This window comes from Blastococcus goldschmidtiae, assembly GCF_031845325.1.
GTDB classification, from domain to species: Bacteria; Actinomycetota; Actinomycetes; order Mycobacteriales; family Geodermatophilaceae; genus Blastococcus; species Blastococcus goldschmidtiae.
This window is the reverse complement of the sequence record NZ_JAVREI010000009.1, coordinates 146,516-163,071: the sequence shown is the minus strand read 5'-3', so window position 1 is coordinate 163,071 and position 16,556 is coordinate 146,516. Positions and strand designations below refer to the sequence as shown.

Genomic DNA, 16,556 nt, shown 5'->3' with positions numbered 1-16,556 from the left:
GACCGCGCGTCGACAACGACACGCTCGCCCACCACACCGGCAGACGAAGCAGAGGCGCCCGCCCGAAGCAATCCGGACGGGCGCCTCACCCTGCCCCTTGACAGAAACGAGCTACATATCAGCTGTAGCGAGGGGTCAGGCGGGACGCCACCACGGTCCAGATGCCGGCGGCCACGCCGTCCTTGGGGCCGCGCGGGATCTCGGTGCTCTCCCCGTCGGCGGCCAGCACCACGACCGCGTTGTCCGCCTGCCCGAAGACCAAGTCGCCGGAGACGTCGTTGACCACCAGGAGGTCGCAGCCCTTGCGGGCCAGCTTGGCGCGGGCGTGGGTGAGCACGTCGGCGTCGGCGTCGCCGGTCTCGGCCGCGAAGCCGACGACCAGCTGCCCCGGCGACCGCTTCGCCACCAGCTCGGCCAGGATGTCGGGGTTGCGGACCAGCGGCACGGAGTCCGGTTCGGCAGCCGAGTCCTTCTTCATCTTCGCCTCGGCGACGCTCGCGGGGCGGAAGTCGGCGACCGCGGCGCTCATGACGACGACGTCGGCGTCCGTGGCCTCGGCGTGCACCGCCGCCCGCAGCTCCTCGGCGGTGCCCACGTGCACGACGCGCACCCCGAACGGGGCCGGCAGCTCGACGTTGGCGGCGACCAGCACGACCTCCGCCCCCCGTGCCGCGGCCACCCGCGCCAGCGCCCAGCCCTGCTTGCCCGAGGAGCGGTTGCCCAGGTAGCGGACCGGGTCCAGGGGCTCGCGGGTCCCGCCGGCGCTGATGACCACCCGGCGGCCGGTCAGGTCGTGCGCCAGCGCGGACGCCCCGCCCGCCAGCACCACGGTCGTCAGGGCGGCGATGTCGGCGGGCTCGGGCAGCCGGCCCGGTCCGGAGTCCGGCCCGGTGAGCCGGCCCACCGCGGGCGGCAGCACGACCGACCCGCGGCGGCGCAGGGTGGCGACGTTGTCCTGGGTGGCCGGGTGCAGCCACATCTCGGTGTGCATGGCCGGCACGAACACCACCGGGCAGTGCGCGGTGAGCAGCGTGGCGGTGAGCAGGTCGTCGGCCCGCCCGGCCGCGGCGCGGGCCAGCAGGTCCGCGGTGGCCGGGGCGATGACGACGAGGTCGGACTCCTGGCCGATCCGCACGTGGGCCACCTCGTCGACGTCGGACCAGACGTCAGTGGTGACCGGGTTCCCGGACAGCGCCTCGAAGGTCGCGGCACCGACGAAGTGCAGCGCCGACGGCGTGGGGACGACGCGGACGTCGTGCCCGGCCTCGGTGAGCGCGCGCAGCAGGAGTGCCGCCTTGTAGGCGGCCACGCCGCCGCTGACGCCCAGCACGATCCGACTCATGGGTTCATCCTGCCGCAGGCACGACGATGCCCCCGGCCGGAGCCGGGGGCGTCGTCACTACAAAGGGCGGTGACGACGTGACGCCATCAGCCGTCGGACCCGGTCCAGAGGCTCGCCCCTGAGCTCGCGAAGGGGTGAGGGGGACCGGGGTCCTCTTTCAGTTCTCGCCGGCGGTGTGGGTCAGCAGGCCCTCGTTGATCTCGCGGAGCGCGATCGACAGGGGCTTCTCCTGCGGAGCGGTGTCCACCAGCGGGCCGACGTACTCCAGCAGGCCCTCGGAGAGCTGGCTGTAGTAGGCGTTGATCTGGCGCGCGCGCTTGGCGGCGAAGATGACCAGGCCGTACTTGCTGCTGGTGCGCTCGAGCAGCTCGTCGATCGGCGGGTTGGTGATGCCCTCGGGGGCAGGTGCGACTCCGGACACGGGCGGGCGTGCTCCTCATTCGATAGCGGGAGGAAGCGTCCGGCGGGGCCGCCGGCGGTGCTCTTCCTCGTGGGCGCTACTCCCCCGGCACGAGTCCGGGCGAGGGCGCAGTCAGCAAGCCTACCAACTCGTCCGCGGCCCGGGCGACGTCGTCGTTCACGACCACCACGTCGAACTCGCCGGCGGCGTCCAGCTCCGCCTGCGCGATGCGCAGCCGCGCCTCCTGGACCGCCGCCGGTTCCGACCCCCGCCCGGCCAGCCGGCTCTGCAGCTCGGTCCAGGACGGCGGAGCCAGGAAGACCAGCTGGGCCTCGGGGGCCCGGGCCCGCACCTGGCGGGCACCCTGGAGCTCGATCTCCAGCAGGGCCGGCGCCCCGGCGGCCAGCCGCTCGCGCACCGGGGCGACCGGGGTGCCGTAGCGGTTGCCGGCGTACTCGGCCCACTCCAGCAGCCCGTCGGTGGCGATCAGCCGGTCGAACTCGGCGTCGTCCACGAAGTGGTAGTGGGTGCCGTGGACCTCGCCCGGGCGGGGTCGACGGGTGGTCGCGGACACCGACACCCATACGTCGGGGTGCCTCCGCCGGACCTCGGCGACCACGGTGCCCTTGCCGACCCCGGAGGGTCCGGAGAGCACGGTGAGCCGTGCCGGTGCGTTCGATCCCACTCGTCGTCCTCGTCCGGGTCGTGCGCGTGCGTGCCGGGACGGGTCAGACGACCTGGTCGCCGCCGAACTCCGTCTCCAGCGCACGGCGCTGGTTGGCGCCCAGCCCCCGCACGCGGCGCGTCGGGGAGATCTCCAGGCGCTCCATGATCTTCGCAGCCCGGGCCTTGCCGACTCCGGGGAGGGACTCCAGGACCGCCGAGACGCGCATCTTGCCGATGACCTCGTCGGTCTCGCCCTGCTTGAGGACGTCGCTGACGGTCGCCCCCTTGCTCTTGAGCCGTTCACGCAGCTCGGCGCGCGTCTTGCGGGCCGCGGCGGCCTTCTCGAGTGCGGCGGCGCGCTGCTCCGGGGACAGTTCGGGAAGGGGCATGGTGCAACCCAATCGTGTCGTCGCCGGCGTCGTTGCCGGCGTTGCTGTTCGCGGATTCTGAGGACGGACGGCGTGCGGTGCTGAGCCTCGCGACCATCATCCCTACGGGCAAATCCGCAGGTCACACGACCGCGCGCGGAAGGCTGCCCCCGGGTCGTCCCGGCGTTCACCCCCCGTCCACGAGTGCGCTCACCCACCGTCATCTCCGCAGGTCAGCGAGGGATCCGGACGATACCGTTCCGAATTCGCCGCAGGCGGCCTCCGGGCGCCTGCGTGCCGACACGCCCGGACGCCGACACGCCGGGATCAGGTCCGCGCGGACGACCGCCGACCGAGCTCCCAGTCGCCGGCAGCGGCGAACAGGAGCAGCCCGGTGACGACCAGCAGCGCACCCGCCACGTGCGCGCCGGTCCAGAGCACCGCCCACGGATCGTCGAAGCTCAGGACGAGGTCGCTCCGGTAGGCGACCTGCGGTTCCAGCGGGGTGGAGGCGGTCCGGCCGACGTCCCGCGGTGCGCCGGATCCGTCCGCGACGGCGAAGACGACCACCCCGGCGACCAGGAAGCCCGCAGCCAGGGTCGCCAGGAGTGCCGGCACCCGGCGTCTCATGCTGCCAGCGCCCCGGCCCACCGCTCGGCCGCCGCCCGCAGCGCGGCGGGGTCGGGCCCGGCGGTGAGCACGTCGCGCGAGACCGTCGGGACCACCACGGTGCCCTCGGCGAACAGCCGCCGCAGGTCCGCCGGGGATCCGCCCTGCACGCCGAGGCCGGGCGCGAGCACCGGTCCGCCGAGGCCTGCGAGGTCGACGTCGAGCTCCCGCAGCGTGGCGCCGACGACGACGCCGAAGGAGCCGGCGGCCGGGGTCTCCGCGTTCCAGCCACCCACGGTGTCCACGACGGCCTGCGCGACGCTCCGGTCGCCCACCCGCGCGTGCTGCAGCGTGCCGGCGTCGGGGTTGGAGGTGCGGGCCAGGACGAACAGCCCGCCACCGTGCGCGCGGGCGGTGTCGACGGCCGGCTGCAGCGAGTCCGGCCCGAGGTAGGGGCTGACCGTCATCGCGTCGACCTGCATCGGGTGGTCGTCGTGCAGGTAGTCGGCGTAGGCGGCCATGGTCGAGCCGATGTCGCCGCGCTTGGCGTCGAGCAGAACGAGCGCGCCGGCGGAGCGCATGTGGCCGACGGCCTCCTCCAGGACGGCGACTCCGCGCGCACCGAAGCGCTCGTAGAACGCCATCTGGGGCTTGAGCACCGAGACCGACCCCGCGAGCGCCTCGACCACCCCATCGGTGAACCGGCGCAGCCCGTCCAGGTCGTCGCCGGCCCCCCAGGCCAGGAGGAGCTCCCGGTGCGGGTCGATGCCGACGCACAGGGGGCCGCGGGCGGTCACCGCCCCGGCGAGACGCTGTCCGAACGGCGCGGTCACGGGGCCTCCAGGGCTCGGGGCAGGGTGGTCCCCAGCTCGGCGACGCAGGCCGCCGCCAGGAAGGGGTCGGCGAACGCGCCGGCCGCGGACTGCACGGCGTCCGCGCCGAGGCCGAACAGCGCCTCGAACGACGCGGGATCGGTGACCCCGCCCATGGCGAGGACGTCGAAGGGCACCCCGCCCGCGTCGCGCAGCGCGACCAGCCTGCGGCTGAAGTCCAGGGCCGGCTCCCGCACCGCGATGCCGGACAGCCCGGCGAGCTCGCGCCCGGGGAAGGTCGGCGTGCCGTCGCTGCGGCGCACCCGGCTCTGCACGGTGTTGATCCCCGCGATGCCGTCGACGAGCGGGGCCAGCTCGGGGACGAGGGCGCTCAGCCGCGGCTCGTCGAGCCAGGACAGCTTGGCCACCAGCCCGGTGCGGTCGTCCAGCGCCCGGCGCACGGTGTCCACCACGGTCACGGTCGCGTCGGGATCCAGGCACAGCGGCGGCTTCACCCCGGAGGCCGTCCGGTCGAGCGTGTTCGGGCAGGAGAGGTTGAGCTCCACCACCGACGCCCCGGCCTCCTGGGCCATGAGCGCCGTGCGGGCGAAGTCGGCGGCGAGGTCGGAGACCCGGCCGGTGCCCTCGGGATCCTCCCCCATCACGCTCACCAGCAGCAGCTGCTCGTCACCGACGACGCGCAGAGCGCGCTCCAGATCGGCCATCCACTCCTCCGGCTCCGGAGAGGGGACGCCGAAGGAGTTGACGCTGCTGACCGCCGGGCTGCCCGGGGGCACCCAGTCCCACGGATCGGCGACGACGTCGGCGTCCGCGCCCGGGGGCAGGCTGGTGGTCTCCCGCGCGGCGAACACCCAGTTCGGCTGCTCGTTGGGCGGATGGGCCCGGCCGCGGACCGTCTTGTAGGTCAGCACGTTCCAGCCGTTGGCGACGTTGTGCCGCACCCAGGCCTCGCTGCCGTTGAGGACGCAGGCCGGCACGCCGATCGGGAAGCCGATCCGGCGACCCAGGAGCGACCAGCGCCGGTTCCCCGCCGTGGGCCGCTCGGGCAGCCGGGGACCCAGGGGGCGGGCGAGGTTGTCCCGGAAGCCGCCCAGCACGTCGTACACGGGGCTGAGCACGCCGTGCACCGCGAGCAGCTCGGCCTGCCCGGCGAGGTACAGCACCCGGGTCAGCAGCGGCAGGTCGCCGCCGTCGACCGCCCCGGACGCGAGCCGCCCGGCCAGGCCGTCGACCTCCGCCGCGAGCGCGTCCAGCTCCGCCCGTGGTGGCTGCCCGAACCGGGTGATCCCCGCCAGGAACGCCGCGGGCAGCCCCTGGACCAGCCCGCGGCCCACGACGTCGTCGCGCAGGCGCCGGACGGCGTCCGGCGACGACGGGGTCACGGTCCGGTGCCCGAGAAGGTGCTGGGACCGCCGTGCGTGCCCCCGGCCAGCGCCGCGTGCACCTCCTGCAGGCTGCGCACCCCGATGCCGCCCTGGCGCAGCGCCTCGATGCCCTGGACCGCGGCGGCCATCCCCTGCACGGTGGTGATGCACGGGATGCCGGCCGACACCGCGGCGGTGCGGATCTCGTAGCCGTCCAGTCGGGGACCGCTGTTGCCCGGCGCCCCGAACGGCGTGTTCACGACCATGTCGACGTCGCCGGCCAGGATCGCCTCCACGACGTTGCCCGGGCCCTCGCTGAACTTGCCGACGACCTCCGCGGCCACCCCGTTGCGCCGCAGCACCTGCGCGGTGCCGGCGGTGGCCAGGATGCGGAAGCCCAGGTCGGCCAGCCGCTTCACCGGGAAGATCGCCCCCCGCTTGTCGCGGTTGGCCAGGGACACGAAGACCGTGCCGACCGTCGGCAGCGAGCCGTATGCGGCGGCCTGCGACTTGGCGAAGGCGGTGCCGAACTCGGTGTCCAGGCCCATGACCTCGCCGGTGGACTTCATCTCCGGGGAGAGCAGGGTGTCCACGCCGTGGCCCTCGACGGTCCGGAAGCGGTTGAAGGGCAGGACCGCCTCCTTGACCGCGATCGGCGCGCCCTCGGGGAGGTCGGTTCCGTCACCGGTCGCCGGCAGCACGCCGGAGGCGCGCAGCGAGGCGATCGTCTCCCCCACCGCGATGCGGGCCGCGGCCTTGGCCAGCTGGACCGCCGTGGCCTTGGAGACGAACGGCACCGTGCGGCTGGCCCGGGGGTTGGCCTCGATCACGTAGAGGATGTCGTCCTTGATCGCGTACTGGACGTTCATCAGCCCCCGGACGCCGATCCGCTCGGCCAGCTTCCCGGTGGCCGCCCGGATCTTCAGCAGGTCCGCCGTCCCCAGCGTGATGGGCGGCAGGGCGCAGGCCGAGTCGCCGGAGTGGATGCCGGCCTCCTCGATGTGCTCCATGACCCCGCCCAGGTACAGGTCGGTGCCGTCGTAGAGGGCGTCGACGTCGATCTCGACCGCGTCCTCCAGGAACCGGTCGACGAGCACCGGGTGGTCGACGCTGACGTCGGTCGCCTTGGCGATGTAGGCCTCGAGCGTGGCGTCGTCGTAGACGATCTCCATCCCGCGGCCGCCGAGCACGTAGGACGGCCGCACCAGCACGGGGTAGCCGATGTCGGCGGCGATGGCGCGCGCCTCGGGGAAGGTCGTGGCCATCCCGTGCTTGGGCGCGAGCAGCCCGGTGTCGGAGAGCACCCGGCTGAACGCCCCGCGGTCCTCGGCGTCGTCGATGGCCTCCGGCGAGGTGCCCAGCACCGGGACGCCGGCGTCCTTGAGGCGCTGCGCCAGCCCCAGCGGCGTCTGCCCGCCGAGGGTGCAGATGACCCCGGCCACCGGACCGGCCGCACGCTCGGCCTCCACGACCTCGAGGACGTCCTCGAAGGTCAGCGGCTCGAAGTACAGCCGGTCGGCGGTGTCGTAGTCGGTGGAGACGGTCTCGGGGTTGCAGTTGACCATCACCGCCTCGTAGCCGGCGTCCTGCAGCGCCATGACCGCGTGCACGCAGGAGTAGTCGAACTCGATCCCCTGCCCGATGCGGTTGGGCCCGGAGCCCAGGATCAGCACCGCCGGCTTCTCGCGCGGCTCGACCTCGGTCTCCTCGTCGTAGGAGGAGTAGTGGTACGGCGTGCGGGCGGCGAACTCCCCGGCGCAGGTGTCGACGGTCTTGTAGACCGGCCGGATGCCCTGCCGCCAGCGCAGGGACCGGACGCCGTCCTCGCCGGCGAGCTCCGGCCGGAGCGCGGCGACCTGCCGGTCGGAGAGCCCGAACCGCTTCGCCCGGCGCAGCACCTCCGGCGTGAGGGACGGCGCGTCGCGGACCTCGTCGGCCACCTCGCGGACCAGCGCTATCTGGTCGACGAACCACGGGTCGAACCCACTGGCCTCGGCGACCTGCTCGACGGTCGCGCCGGCGGCGAGCGCCTGCTCGGCCACGTAGAGCCGGCCGTCGACCGGGACGCGCAGCACCTTGAGCAGCTCGTCGGCGGTGCGGGTGTCCTCCGGACCGGTCCAGAAGCCCGCGACCTTGGTCTCCGTGGACCGCATCGCCTTGCCCAGCGCCTCGGCGAAGTTGCGGCCCATCGACATGACCTCGCCGACGCTCTTCATCGTCGTGGTCAGCCGGGGGTCGGCCCCGGGGAACTTCTCGAAGGCGAACCGCGGGATCTTCACGACGACGTAGTCCAGCGTCGGCTCGAACGCGGCCGGGGTGACGCCGGTGATGTCGTTGGTGATCTCGTCGAGGGTGTAGCCGATGGCGAGCTTCGCGGCGATCTTGGCGATCGGGAAGCCGGTGGCCTTCGACGCCAGCGCGCTGGAGCGAGAGACGCGCGGGTTCATCTCGATGACGACGAGCCGGCCGTCGGCGGGGTTGACCGCGAACTGGATGTTGCAACCGCCGGTGTCCACCCCGACCTCGCGCAGCACGGCGATGCCGACGTCGCGCATCTTCTGGTACTCGACGTCGGTGAGGGTCATCGCCGGGGCGACGGTCACCGAGTCGCCGGTGTGCACGCCCATCGCGTCGATGTTCTCGATCGAGCAGATGACCACGACGTTGTCGCTGCGGTCGCGCATCAGCTCGAGCTCGTACTCCTTCCAGCCCAGCACCGACTCCTCGATGAGGACGGTGTGCACCGGGGAGTCGGCCAGCCCGTGGGAGGCCATCCGGCGGAGCATCGCCTCGTCGGTGGCGAAGCCGGAGCCGAGCCCGCCCATGGTGAAGCTGGGCCGGATGACGACCGGGTAACCGACCTCCTCGGCGGTGGCGATCGCCTCCTCGACGGTCGAGCAGACCGTCGAGCGGGGGGCATCGGCGCCGATGGAGCGGACGATGTCCTTGAACAGCTGCCGGTCCTCGCCGCGGTTGATCGCGTCGACGTCGGCGCCGATGAGCTGGACGCCGTACTTCTCCAGCACACCGTTCTCGTACAGGCCGATCGCGATGTTGAGCGCGGTCTGCCCACCGAGGGTGGCCAGCAGCGCGTCGGGGCGCTCCTTGGCGATCACCTTCTCGACGAACTCCGGCGTCAGCGGCTCGATGTAGGTGGCGTCGGCGACCTCGGGGTCGGTCATGATCGTCGCCGGGTTGCTGTTCACCAGGCTGACCCGCAGGCCCTCGGCGCGCAGGACGCGGCAGGCCTGGGTGCCGGAGTAGTCGAACTCGGCGGCCTGGCCGATGAGGATCGGCCCGGAGCCGATGACCAGGACGTGCTTCAGGTCGGTGCGCTTGGGCATCAGGCCTGCTCCTCCCCCGTGCTGTGCTGGACGACGGTCGCCGGTCCCCCGGCGTGGGCATCCCCGGTGCGGGCGGCCTCCATCAGGTCGACGAAGCGCTGGAACAGCGGCGCCGCGTCGTGCGGGCCGGCGGCCGACTCAGGGTGGAACTGCACGCTGAACGCCGGCGTCTCGAGCAGGCGCAGCCCCTCGACGACGTCGTCGTTGAGGCCGACGTGGCTGACCTCCACCGGCCCGTAGGGGGTGTCGGTGGGCCGGTCGAGCGGGGCGTCGACGGCGAAGCCGTGGTTGTGGCTGGTCACCCGCACCGTGCCGCTGACCCGGTCGAGCACCGGCTGGTTCAGGCCGCGGTGGCCGAAGCGCAGCTTGTAGGTGCCCAGGCCCAGGGCGCGGCCCAGGATCTGGTTGCCGAAGCAGATGCCGAACAGCGGACGGCGCGCGTCGAGCACGCCCCTCACCGCCTCGACCGCGTAGTCGGCAGCGGCCGGGTCGCCCGGGCCGTTGGAGAGGAACACCCCGTCCGGGCCGGCGGCCAGCAGCTCATCGGCGGTCGCCGTCGAGGGCAGCACGTGCGTCTCGACCCCGAGCGCGGCCAGGTGCCGGGGCGTGGCCGTCTTGATGCCCAGGTCGAGCGCGGCGATCGTGAACCGCTTCTCCCCCACCGCCGGGACGACGTAGGCCTCGCCGGTGCTGACCGTCGGTGCCAGGTCCGCGCCGGTCATGCCCGCGGCGTCGGTGACCCGCGACAGCAGCTCCTCGGCACCCAGCTCGGTGCTGATGCCGGCCCGCATGGCGCCGCGGTCGCGCAGGTGGCGGGTCAGCGCGCGGGTGTCGATGCCGCTGATGCCCACGATGCCCTGGGCGACCAGCTCGTCGTCGAGGCTGCCGGTCGACCGCCAGTTCGACGTGCGGCGGGCGGGGTCGCGGACGACGAAGCCGGCGGGCCACATGCGGCGGCTCTCGTCGTCCTCGTCGTTCACCCCGGTGTTGCCGATGTGGGGGGCCGTCATGGCGACGATCTGACCGGCGTAGCTGGGGTCGGTCAGCGTCTCCTGGTAGCCGGTCATCCCGGTGGCGAACACCGCCTCGCCCACCGTCGTGCCGACCGCGCCGTAGGCCTCGCCGCGGAACGTGCGTCCGTCCTCGAGCACGAGGATTGCCTGACTCACGCTGCACACCGTTCGGCTCCGCGGTCGCTCCGCTCCTCGCTCGCAGACCTCACTGCGATGCTCACTTCCTGTCGCGTCACCGGGTTGCCTTTCCGTCCAGAACTGTCGGCGTCCCCCGCAGGAACGTCGCGACGATCCGGCCGGGGAGCTCCCGGCCGGCATAGGGGCTGTTGCGGCTGCGGCTGGCCAGCGCCGCGGGGTCGACCGCCGCGCGCACCGCCGGGTCGACCAGGACCAGGTTCGCGGGCTCCCCGGCGGCCAGCGGCCGGCCGTGCCCGTCGAGGCGGCCGATGGCGGCCGGGCGGACCGACATCCGGTCGGCGACGCCGGCCCAGTCGAGCCGGCCGGGCTCGACCATCGTCTCGATGACCACCGCGAGCGCCTGCTCCAGCCCGAGCATGCCGGGCCGGGCCTGCGCCCACTCGCTCTCCTTGTCCTCCACCGCGTGCGGGGCGTGGTCGGTGCCGACGGCGTCGATCGTGCCGTCGGCCAGGCCCGCCCGGAGCGCCTCGACGTCGGCGTCGGTGCGCAGCGGCGGGTTGACCTTGAACACCGGGTCGTAGCTCTCGGCGCAGGCGTCGGTGAGCAGCAGGTGGTGCGGGGTGACCTCGGCGGTGACCTGCACCCCGCGGGACTTCGCCCAGCGCAGGATCTCCACCGACCCCGCCGTCGACACGTGGCAGACGTGCAGCCGGGCACCGACGTGCTCGGCCAGCAGGACGTCGCGGGCGATGATCGCCTCCTCGGCGGCGGCCGGCCAGCCGGTCAGCCCGAGCTTGGCGGAGCGCTCGCCCTCGTGCATCTGCGCGCCGACGGTGAGCCGCGGCTCCTCGGCGTGCTGGGCGACGACGCCGTCGAACGCCTTCACGTACTCCAGCGCGCGACGCATGAGCGCGGGGTCGGCGACGCAGTGCCCGTCGTCGGAGAACACCCGGACGCGGGCGGCGGAGTCGGCCATGGCGCCGAGCTCGGCCAGCCGCTCCCCCTTGAGCCCGACGGTGACGGCACCCACCGGGACGACGTCGACCAGCCCGGCCTCCTGCCCGAGCCGCCACACCTGCTCGACGACGCCGGCGGTGTCGGCCACCGGGTCGGTGTTGGCCATGGCGTGCACCGCGGTGAACCCGCCGAGCGCCGCGGCCCGGCTGCCGGTCTCCACGGTCTCGGCGTCCTCGCGGCCGGGCTCGCGCAGGTGGGTGTGCAGATCGACCAGGCCGGGCAGGGCGATCAGCCCGGCCGCCTCGACCACCTCGGCGCCGGTCGCTTCGAGGGAGTCCCCGAGAGCGGCGATCCGGCCGTCCTTGATCAGGATGTCGGCTGCCTCGCCGCCGTAGGGCTTCGCGCCCTTGATCAGGTACGTCGTCACTGGGGTGCGCCTCCGAGCAGCAGGTAGAGCACGGCCATGCGGGTGGAGACCCCGTTGGCGACCTGCTCGACGATCGTGGAACGGGCAGAGTCGGCCACCTCGGCGGCGATCTCCATCCCGCGGTTCATGGGGCCTGGGTGCATGACGATCGCGTCGTCGGGCAGCGCGCCCATCCGGCGCGCGTCCAGGCCGTAGCGGCGGCTGTACTCCCGGGCGCTGGGGAAGAACGAGGCATTCATCCGCTCGGCCTGCACCCGCAGCATCATCACCACGTCCACCTTGGGCAGCACGGCGTCCAGGTCGTAGGAGACCTCGGCCGGCCAGCTGCCGACGCCGACGGGCAGCAGGGTGGGCGGGGCGACCAGCGTGACCTCCGCACCGAGGGTGGTCAGCAGGCCGACGTTGGACCGGGCCACCCGGCTGTGCAGCACGTCGCCGACGATCGCCACCCGCACGCCCTCGAGCCGGCCCAGCCGCTGCCGGATCGTGTACGCGTCCAGGAGCGCCTGCGTCGGGTGCTCGTGGGTGCCGTCACCGGCGTTGACCACGCTGCCGCGCACCCAGTTCGCCAGCCGGTGCGGCGCCCCCGACGAAGAGTGCCGGACGACGACGGCGTCGGCGCCCATGGCCTCCAGGGTCAGCGCGGTGTCCTTGAGGCTCTCCCCCTTGGAGACGCTGCTGCCCTTCGCCGAGAAGTTGATGACGTCGGCGGACAGCCGCTTGGCCGCCAGCTCGAAGGAGATCCGGGTACGGGTGGAGTCCTCGTAGAAGAGGTTCACCACCGTGCGCCCGCGCAGTGTCGGCAGCTTCTTGACCTCGCGGCCGGTGAGCGCCTGGTCGATCTGCGCCGCGGTGTCCAGCACCAGCGTCGCGTCGTCCCGGTCGAGGTCCGCCGCCTCCAGCAGGTGCCGCTTCATCGCTCGTCCGCCCCGCCCGTCGCCCTCTCGGTGACCAGGACCTCGTCCACGCCGTCGGTCTCGGCCAGCCGCACCGACACCTTCTGGGTGCGCGAGGTGGGCAGGTTCTTGCCGACCAGGTCGGCGCGGATCGGCAGTTCGCGGTGCCCCCGGTCGACGAGGACCGCCAGCTGCACGGCCCTGGGGCGGCCCAGGTCGCGCAGCGCGTCCAGCGCCGCCCGCACCGAGCGCCCGGAGTAGAGGACGTCGTCGACGAGGACGACGAGCCGGTCGTCGACGCCCCCGGCCGGCAGCTCCGTGGGCTCCAGGGCGCGGACGCCACGGCGCCGGAGGTCGTCCCGGTAGAGGGTGATGTCCACGGTGGCGACGTCGACGGTCACCCCCGAGAACGCCTCGATGCGGGCGGCCAGGCGCCGGGCGAGCGGGGCGCCGCGGGTGGGGATGCCGACCAGGACGAGATTCGCGAGACCGGCCGTGGTGTCGCCGGCGTCGGCGTCGGTCGCGGCGCGCTCGATGAGCTGGTGGGCCATCCGGTCGACCATGCGGGCGACGTCGGCGGCGGAGAGGACCGAACCCGGTGACGGGTCGCCGCTGGAGGGCGCCGCGTTCCGGGCAGGCTGGGCAGAGCTGGCCATCAGGCCTCCTTCCCCGCCTCACTGGACGGGTCGTTAAAGGAGTGGGTGGACCTGGCTCGACGGTACTGCACGCCCCGATCCGGCCCTACTCCGGTGCGGAACCGCAGGTAGGCGGCCCGGCGGATCCGGCGGGGCCTCGACCGCTTCCGGGATCTCTGCCCGATCCGGCTGTTGCGGCCGGGCCTCGACCAGTACGCTCAGTGACGATCAGCCGCATCCACAGACGACGGACAGTGAGCAGGAACGCGATGAGCACCGACTACTCACGGGCCCTCGGCGCCCGGCTACGCGCCATCCGCAACCAGCAGGGCCTGTCCCTGCAGGGCGTGGAGGACAAGTCGCACGGCCGCTGGAAGGCAGTCGTCGTCGGCTCCTACGAGCGCGGCGACCGCGCCGTCACCGTGCAGCGCCTCTCCGAGCTGGCCGTCTTCTACGGCGTGCCGGTCTCCGAGCTGCTGCCGGACCCGCGGCCGAGCTCCGCGGTCACCTCCAGCAGCAAGATCGTGCTGAACCTGGAGTCGCTGGGTTCGCTGCCCGCGGACGAGGCCGGCCCCTTGGCGCGGTACGCCTCGACCATCCAGGCCCAGCGGCACGACTACAACGGCAAGGTCCTCTCCATCCGCGCCGAGGACCTGAAGTCGCTGGCGATCATCTACGACATGAGCCCCGACGAGCTCACCTCGCGGCTGATCGAGTGGGGGGTCATCTCCGCCGGCATGGACAGCGTCGTGGGCTTCGGCGGCCCCGACGACGAGGACGAGGAGCTCGATCCCAACTGGGAGCGGCGCCGCGCCCCGCGGTGAGCCGCAGCAGAGGGCGCTGAACGCGAGAGGCCCAGGACCGCCACGGTCCTGGGCCTCTCGCGTTCAGCGCTTCCCGCGATCAGAGCGTTCTCGTGGTGAACAGGGTGGTCCCGTGGACCGCGTCCACGTCCTTCCGCCCGGTCTCGGTGAACCCGACCTTGGCCAGCACGCGGCGAGAAGCGGTGTTCCAGTCCCAGACGGTGGCCCACAGGCGTTCGTAGCCAGCTGATCTCGCCCAGTCCAGGACCGCCGACGAGGCCTCGGTCGCGTATCCCTGCCGCCAGGTCCGCCGTAGCAGCTCGAACGCCAGCTCCGGTTCCCGTGCCGCGCCTCGTCCGCTGTCGACCAGCCCGCAGTAGCCGATGACGTCACCGGCGGCCTTCCGCTCCACCGCCAACAACCCGATCGACGACGGCTCAGCGGCACGGATCCACTGCTCGAGGTCTGCGACCGTGGGTCGTCCGTCCGCGTCGATCCGGCGGTGCGGTGGAACGCGTGGATCACGTTCGGTCCACAGCTCGTGCTGGACGACGGCCTCGGTCACCCGCCACGGCCTGAGCAGCAGGCGTTCCGTCTCGAGCACGACCCCGTGGGCCGGGGTCGCGCCAGCCGCCATGGCATCGACCCTCTCACGGACCCGCGTCGTGAACTCCCGGGTGTCGCATCCGCTGGGATGACCGCTTCCTGTGCCAGGGTGCAGCCACCCGGGGCGCTGGGCCTCGGAGCAGGGAGATCCCATGCCGGCCGTGCAGCTGACCGCGGTGTCCAAGAGCTACCGACGCCGCGGGCGCCCCCCGCAGAAGGCGCTGGACGACCTCGACCTCCTCGTCGAGTCCGGCGGGGTCCACGGGTTCCTCGGTCCCAACGGATCGGGCAAGACCACCACCATCCGGGTGCTCCTCGGTCTGGTGTCCGCCGATCCCGGCGGCGGCGAGATCCGGCTGCTCGACCAGCCGGTACCGCGGGGCCTCCCCGACGTGATCGGCTCGGTCGGCGCCCTGGTCGAGACCCCGCTGTTCTTCCCCGGTTTCTCCGGCCGGCTCAACCTCCAGCTCCTGGCCGAGGCCGCCGGGGTGTCCCACGCCCGCGTCGAGGAGTGTCTGGAGCTGGTCGACCTCTCCGGCCGCGCCGACGACCGCTTCAAGGGTTACTCCCTGGGCATGAAGCAGCGCCTCGGCATCGCCGCGGCGCTGCTCAAGGCGCCGCGCCTGCTGATCCTCGACGAGCCGAGCAACGGTCTGGACCCCGCCGGCATCCGCGACGTGCGCGAGCTGATCCGCCGCCTCGGCCGGGACGGGCACACCACCGTCCTGCTCTCCTCGCACCTGCTGGCCGAGATCCAGCAGGTCTGCGACTCGGTCTCGATCCTGGCCCGCGGGCGCTGCGTGGCCTCCGGCCCGGTCGGCGAGGTGCTCGCCAGCCGCGGGTCGGGCGACGTCCTCGTGCAGATCGCCGATCCGACCGCGGCCGCAGGAGTGCTGCAGCAGGCCGGCTTCTCGGTGTCTCCCGCCGACGGCGCCCTGATGGTCCACTCCGTGGCCACTCCCAGCGACATCACCCGCGTCCTGGCCGGATCCGGCCTCTACCTCGAGGAGCTGAGACGGGTGACCCCCGACCTGGAGAGCGCCTTCCTCGCCATCACCGGCGACCAGCCGCACGACGGGCCCGCCGCGGCCGGGACGCCGGCATGAGCGCCGTGATGGAGGATCCCGGCGCGCGCGTCGCCGAGCCCTCGGCCCACCGGGCCAGCTTCGCCAGCCTGCTGCGGTCGGAGGCGCACCGCTTCCGCTCGCGCCGGTTCATCCAGCTCCTGATGCTGCTCGCCGTGGTCGGCTGGGTGGTGGCGACGGTCATCGGCCTGCTGAACTACGGCACGCCCGACGACGGCGATCTCGCCGACGCGCAGGCCCGGCTGGACCAGATCGTCGCCGAGCAGCAGATTTACCACGAGCAGTGCCTGGAGGACTCGAACATCCCCGAGGGAACCTCCCCCGAGGAGTGGTGCGGGCCGGCGCCCACCGCGGACAACTTCGGCGGACCCGAGCAGTTCCTCGACAAGGCGCCGTTCGACTTCGGCGAGGCCGGCCCCGACGGTGCGCTGGGTGTCGCCGCGCTCGCCGCCGCACTCGCCATCGCCATGGGCGCCACCTGGATCGGCGCGGAGTGGTCGTCGCGGACGATCGTCGCCCTGCTGTTCTGGGTGCCGCGGCGGCTGCAGGTCATGGCCGCCAAGCTGACCGTGCTGATCGGCGCAGCCGCGCTGTTCGGGGTGCTGACGCAGGCCGCCTGGCTGGCGACCGCCGGCATCTGGGAGGCGACGGTCGGCAGCCCGGATCCGCTGCCGGAAGAATTCTGGAGCACGCTGCTGCAGACCCAGGCGCGCGCCGTGCTCCTCGTCGTCCTGGCCGCGGTGCTCGCCTTCGGCCTGACCAACGTGGTGCGCAACACCGGGGCGGCGCTGGGGATCGCCTTCGTCTACACGGCCATCGTGGAGAACATCCTCCGGGCGCTGCGTCCGCACTGGGAGCCCTGGTTGCTCACCAGGAACGCGCTGGCCCTGGTCCAGGACGGCGGCTACACCATCGTCTACTGGAACGACGGGCCGATCGGGCCCGACGGGCAGCCTCCGGAGTACTACCTGGGGCCGCTGCAGGCAGGCGTCTACCTGGGGGCGGTGGCCCTCGTGCTGGCCGCGGTCGGTGCGCTGCTGTTCGCCAAGCGCGACCTGCACTGAGGCCTC

Annotated in this window: 16 protein-coding genes; 3 read left to right on the top strand and 13 right to left on the bottom strand. The window is 73.2% G+C overall.

Annotated elements, in window-relative coordinates:
• Window positions 1–118: 118 nt before the first annotated feature.
• The 12 genes from coaBC to pyrR all read right to left on the bottom strand — a co-directional run bounded on the left by coaBC (window position 119) and on the right by pyrR (window position 13,013).
• Window positions 119–1,342 carry a bifunctional phosphopantothenoylcysteine decarboxylase/phosphopantothenate--cysteine ligase CoaBC gene (gene coaBC, locus RM425_RS14025; RefSeq protein ID WP_311345834.1) on the bottom strand — a complete coding sequence of 408 codons (1,224 nt, stop codon included), beginning with the start codon at window positions 1,340–1,342 and terminating at the stop codon, window positions 119–121.
• Window positions 1,343–1,499: 157 nt separating this feature from the next.
• A complete protein-coding gene (rpoZ, locus tag RM425_RS14020; protein WP_012949163.1) occupies window positions 1,500–1,763 on the bottom strand; it encodes a DNA-directed RNA polymerase subunit omega in 264 nt (87 codons plus the stop codon).
• A gap of 76 nt (window positions 1,764–1,839) precedes the next feature.
• On the bottom strand, window positions 1,840–2,427 hold the full coding sequence (gene gmk / locus RM425_RS14015; protein ID WP_311345833.1) for a guanylate kinase: 588 nt from the start codon (window positions 2,425–2,427) through the stop codon (window positions 1,840–1,842).
• A gap of 43 nt (window positions 2,428–2,470) precedes the next feature.
• Complete coding sequence (mihF, locus tag RM425_RS14010; RefSeq protein ID WP_311345832.1) at window positions 2,471–2,797, bottom strand: integration host factor, actinobacterial type; 327 nt, start codon at window positions 2,795–2,797, stop codon at window positions 2,471–2,473.
• Between the two features lie 306 nt (window positions 2,798–3,103).
• Window positions 3,104–3,394, bottom strand: coding sequence for a hypothetical protein (locus RM425_RS14005; RefSeq protein WP_311345831.1), 291 nt, complete (start codon window positions 3,392–3,394; stop codon window positions 3,104–3,106).
• A gap of 8 nt (window positions 3,395–3,402) precedes the next feature.
• Window positions 3,403–4,218: an orotidine-5'-phosphate decarboxylase gene (pyrF, locus tag RM425_RS14000; RefSeq protein WP_311345830.1), complete on the bottom strand. Its 816-nt coding sequence runs from the start codon at window positions 4,216–4,218 to the stop codon at window positions 3,403–3,405.
• Entirely contained in the window at window positions 4,215–5,600 is a 1,386-nt protein-coding gene (locus RM425_RS13995; RefSeq protein ID WP_311345829.1) for a beta/alpha barrel domain-containing protein, read from the bottom strand. Before RM425_RS13995 ends, pyrF begins: the two co-directional genes overlap by 4 nt.
• On the bottom strand, window positions 5,597–8,926 hold the full coding sequence (gene carB / locus RM425_RS13990; protein WP_311345828.1) for a carbamoyl-phosphate synthase large subunit: 3,330 nt from the start codon (window positions 8,924–8,926) through the stop codon (window positions 5,597–5,599). The genes RM425_RS13995 and carB overlap by 4 nt, the downstream gene beginning before the upstream one ends.
• Complete coding sequence (gene carA, locus RM425_RS13985) at window positions 8,926–10,095, bottom strand: glutamine-hydrolyzing carbamoyl-phosphate synthase small subunit (RefSeq protein ID WP_311345827.1); 1,170 nt, start codon at window positions 10,093–10,095, stop codon at window positions 8,926–8,928. The genes carB and carA overlap by 1 nt, the downstream gene beginning before the upstream one ends.
• A gap of 76 nt (window positions 10,096–10,171) precedes the next feature.
• Window positions 10,172–11,461 carry a dihydroorotase gene (locus tag RM425_RS13980; protein WP_311345826.1) on the bottom strand — a complete coding sequence of 430 codons (1,290 nt, stop codon included), beginning with the start codon at window positions 11,459–11,461 and terminating at the stop codon, window positions 10,172–10,174.
• Window positions 11,458–12,378, bottom strand: coding sequence for an aspartate carbamoyltransferase catalytic subunit (locus RM425_RS13975; protein ID WP_311345825.1), 921 nt, complete (start codon window positions 12,376–12,378; stop codon window positions 11,458–11,460). The genes RM425_RS13980 and RM425_RS13975 overlap by 4 nt, the downstream gene beginning before the upstream one ends.
• Window positions 12,375–13,013: a bifunctional pyr operon transcriptional regulator/uracil phosphoribosyltransferase PyrR gene (gene pyrR / locus RM425_RS13970; RefSeq protein ID WP_311345824.1), complete on the bottom strand. Its 639-nt coding sequence runs from the start codon at window positions 13,011–13,013 to the stop codon at window positions 12,375–12,377. The genes RM425_RS13975 and pyrR overlap by 4 nt, the downstream gene beginning before the upstream one ends.
• Before the next feature lie 248 nt (window positions 13,014–13,261).
• Between pyrR and bldD the strand changes: the two genes are divergently transcribed.
• Window positions 13,262–13,816 (top strand): transcriptional regulator BldD, encoded by a 555-nt coding sequence (bldD, locus tag RM425_RS13965; protein ID WP_311345823.1) that lies wholly within the window; start codon window positions 13,262–13,264, stop codon window positions 13,814–13,816.
• A gap of 79 nt (window positions 13,817–13,895) precedes the next feature.
• Here bldD and RM425_RS13960 read toward each other — a convergent pair whose 3' ends face one another.
• Window positions 13,896–14,432 carry a GNAT family N-acetyltransferase gene (locus tag RM425_RS13960; RefSeq protein WP_311345822.1) on the bottom strand — a complete coding sequence of 179 codons (537 nt, stop codon included), beginning with the start codon at window positions 14,430–14,432 and terminating at the stop codon, window positions 13,896–13,898.
• A gap of 121 nt (window positions 14,433–14,553) precedes the next feature.
• On the opposite strand from RM425_RS13960, the gene RM425_RS13955 reads away from it, so the two are divergent.
• Window positions 14,554–15,507, top strand: coding sequence for an ABC transporter ATP-binding protein (locus RM425_RS13955; protein WP_311345821.1), 954 nt, complete (start codon window positions 14,554–14,556; stop codon window positions 15,505–15,507).
• Window positions 15,504–16,550: an ABC transporter permease subunit gene (locus tag RM425_RS13950; RefSeq protein WP_311345820.1), complete on the top strand. Its 1,047-nt coding sequence runs from the start codon at window positions 15,504–15,506 to the stop codon at window positions 16,548–16,550. Before RM425_RS13955 ends, RM425_RS13950 begins: the two co-directional genes overlap by 4 nt.
• Window positions 16,551–16,556: the final 6 nt, after the last annotated feature.

What these genes read in the sequence shown, in the direction of transcription:
- coaBC (WP_311345834.1), bottom strand. Translation starts at nt 1,342, where the DNA reads ATGAGTCGGATCGTGCTGGGCGTCAGCGGCGGCGTGGCCGCCTACAAG.
- mihF (WP_311345832.1), bottom strand. Translation starts at nt 2,797, where the DNA reads ATGCCCCTTCCCGAACTGTCCCCGGAGCAGCGCGCCGCCGCACTCGAG.
- carB (WP_311345828.1), bottom strand. Translation starts at nt 8,926, where the DNA reads ATGCCCAAGCGCACCGACCTGAAGCACGTCCTGGTCATCGGCTCCGGG.
- RM425_RS13975 (WP_311345825.1), bottom strand. Translation starts at nt 12,378, where the DNA reads ATGAAGCGGCACCTGCTGGAGGCGGCGGACCTCGACCGGGACGACGCG.
- pyrR (WP_311345824.1), bottom strand. Translation starts at nt 13,013, where the DNA reads ATGGCCAGCTCTGCCCAGCCTGCCCGGAACGCGGCGCCCTCCAGCGGC.
- bldD (WP_311345823.1), top strand. Translation starts at nt 13,262, where the DNA reads ATGAGCACCGACTACTCACGGGCCCTCGGCGCCCGGCTACGCGCCATC.
- RM425_RS13960 (WP_311345822.1), bottom strand. Translation starts at nt 14,432, where the DNA reads ATGGCGGCTGGCGCGACCCCGGCCCACGGGGTCGTGCTCGAGACGGAA.
- RM425_RS13955 (WP_311345821.1), top strand. Translation starts at nt 14,554, where the DNA reads ATGCCGGCCGTGCAGCTGACCGCGGTGTCCAAGAGCTACCGACGCCGC.
- RM425_RS13950 (WP_311345820.1), top strand. Translation starts at nt 15,504, where the DNA reads ATGAGCGCCGTGATGGAGGATCCCGGCGCGCGCGTCGCCGAGCCCTCG.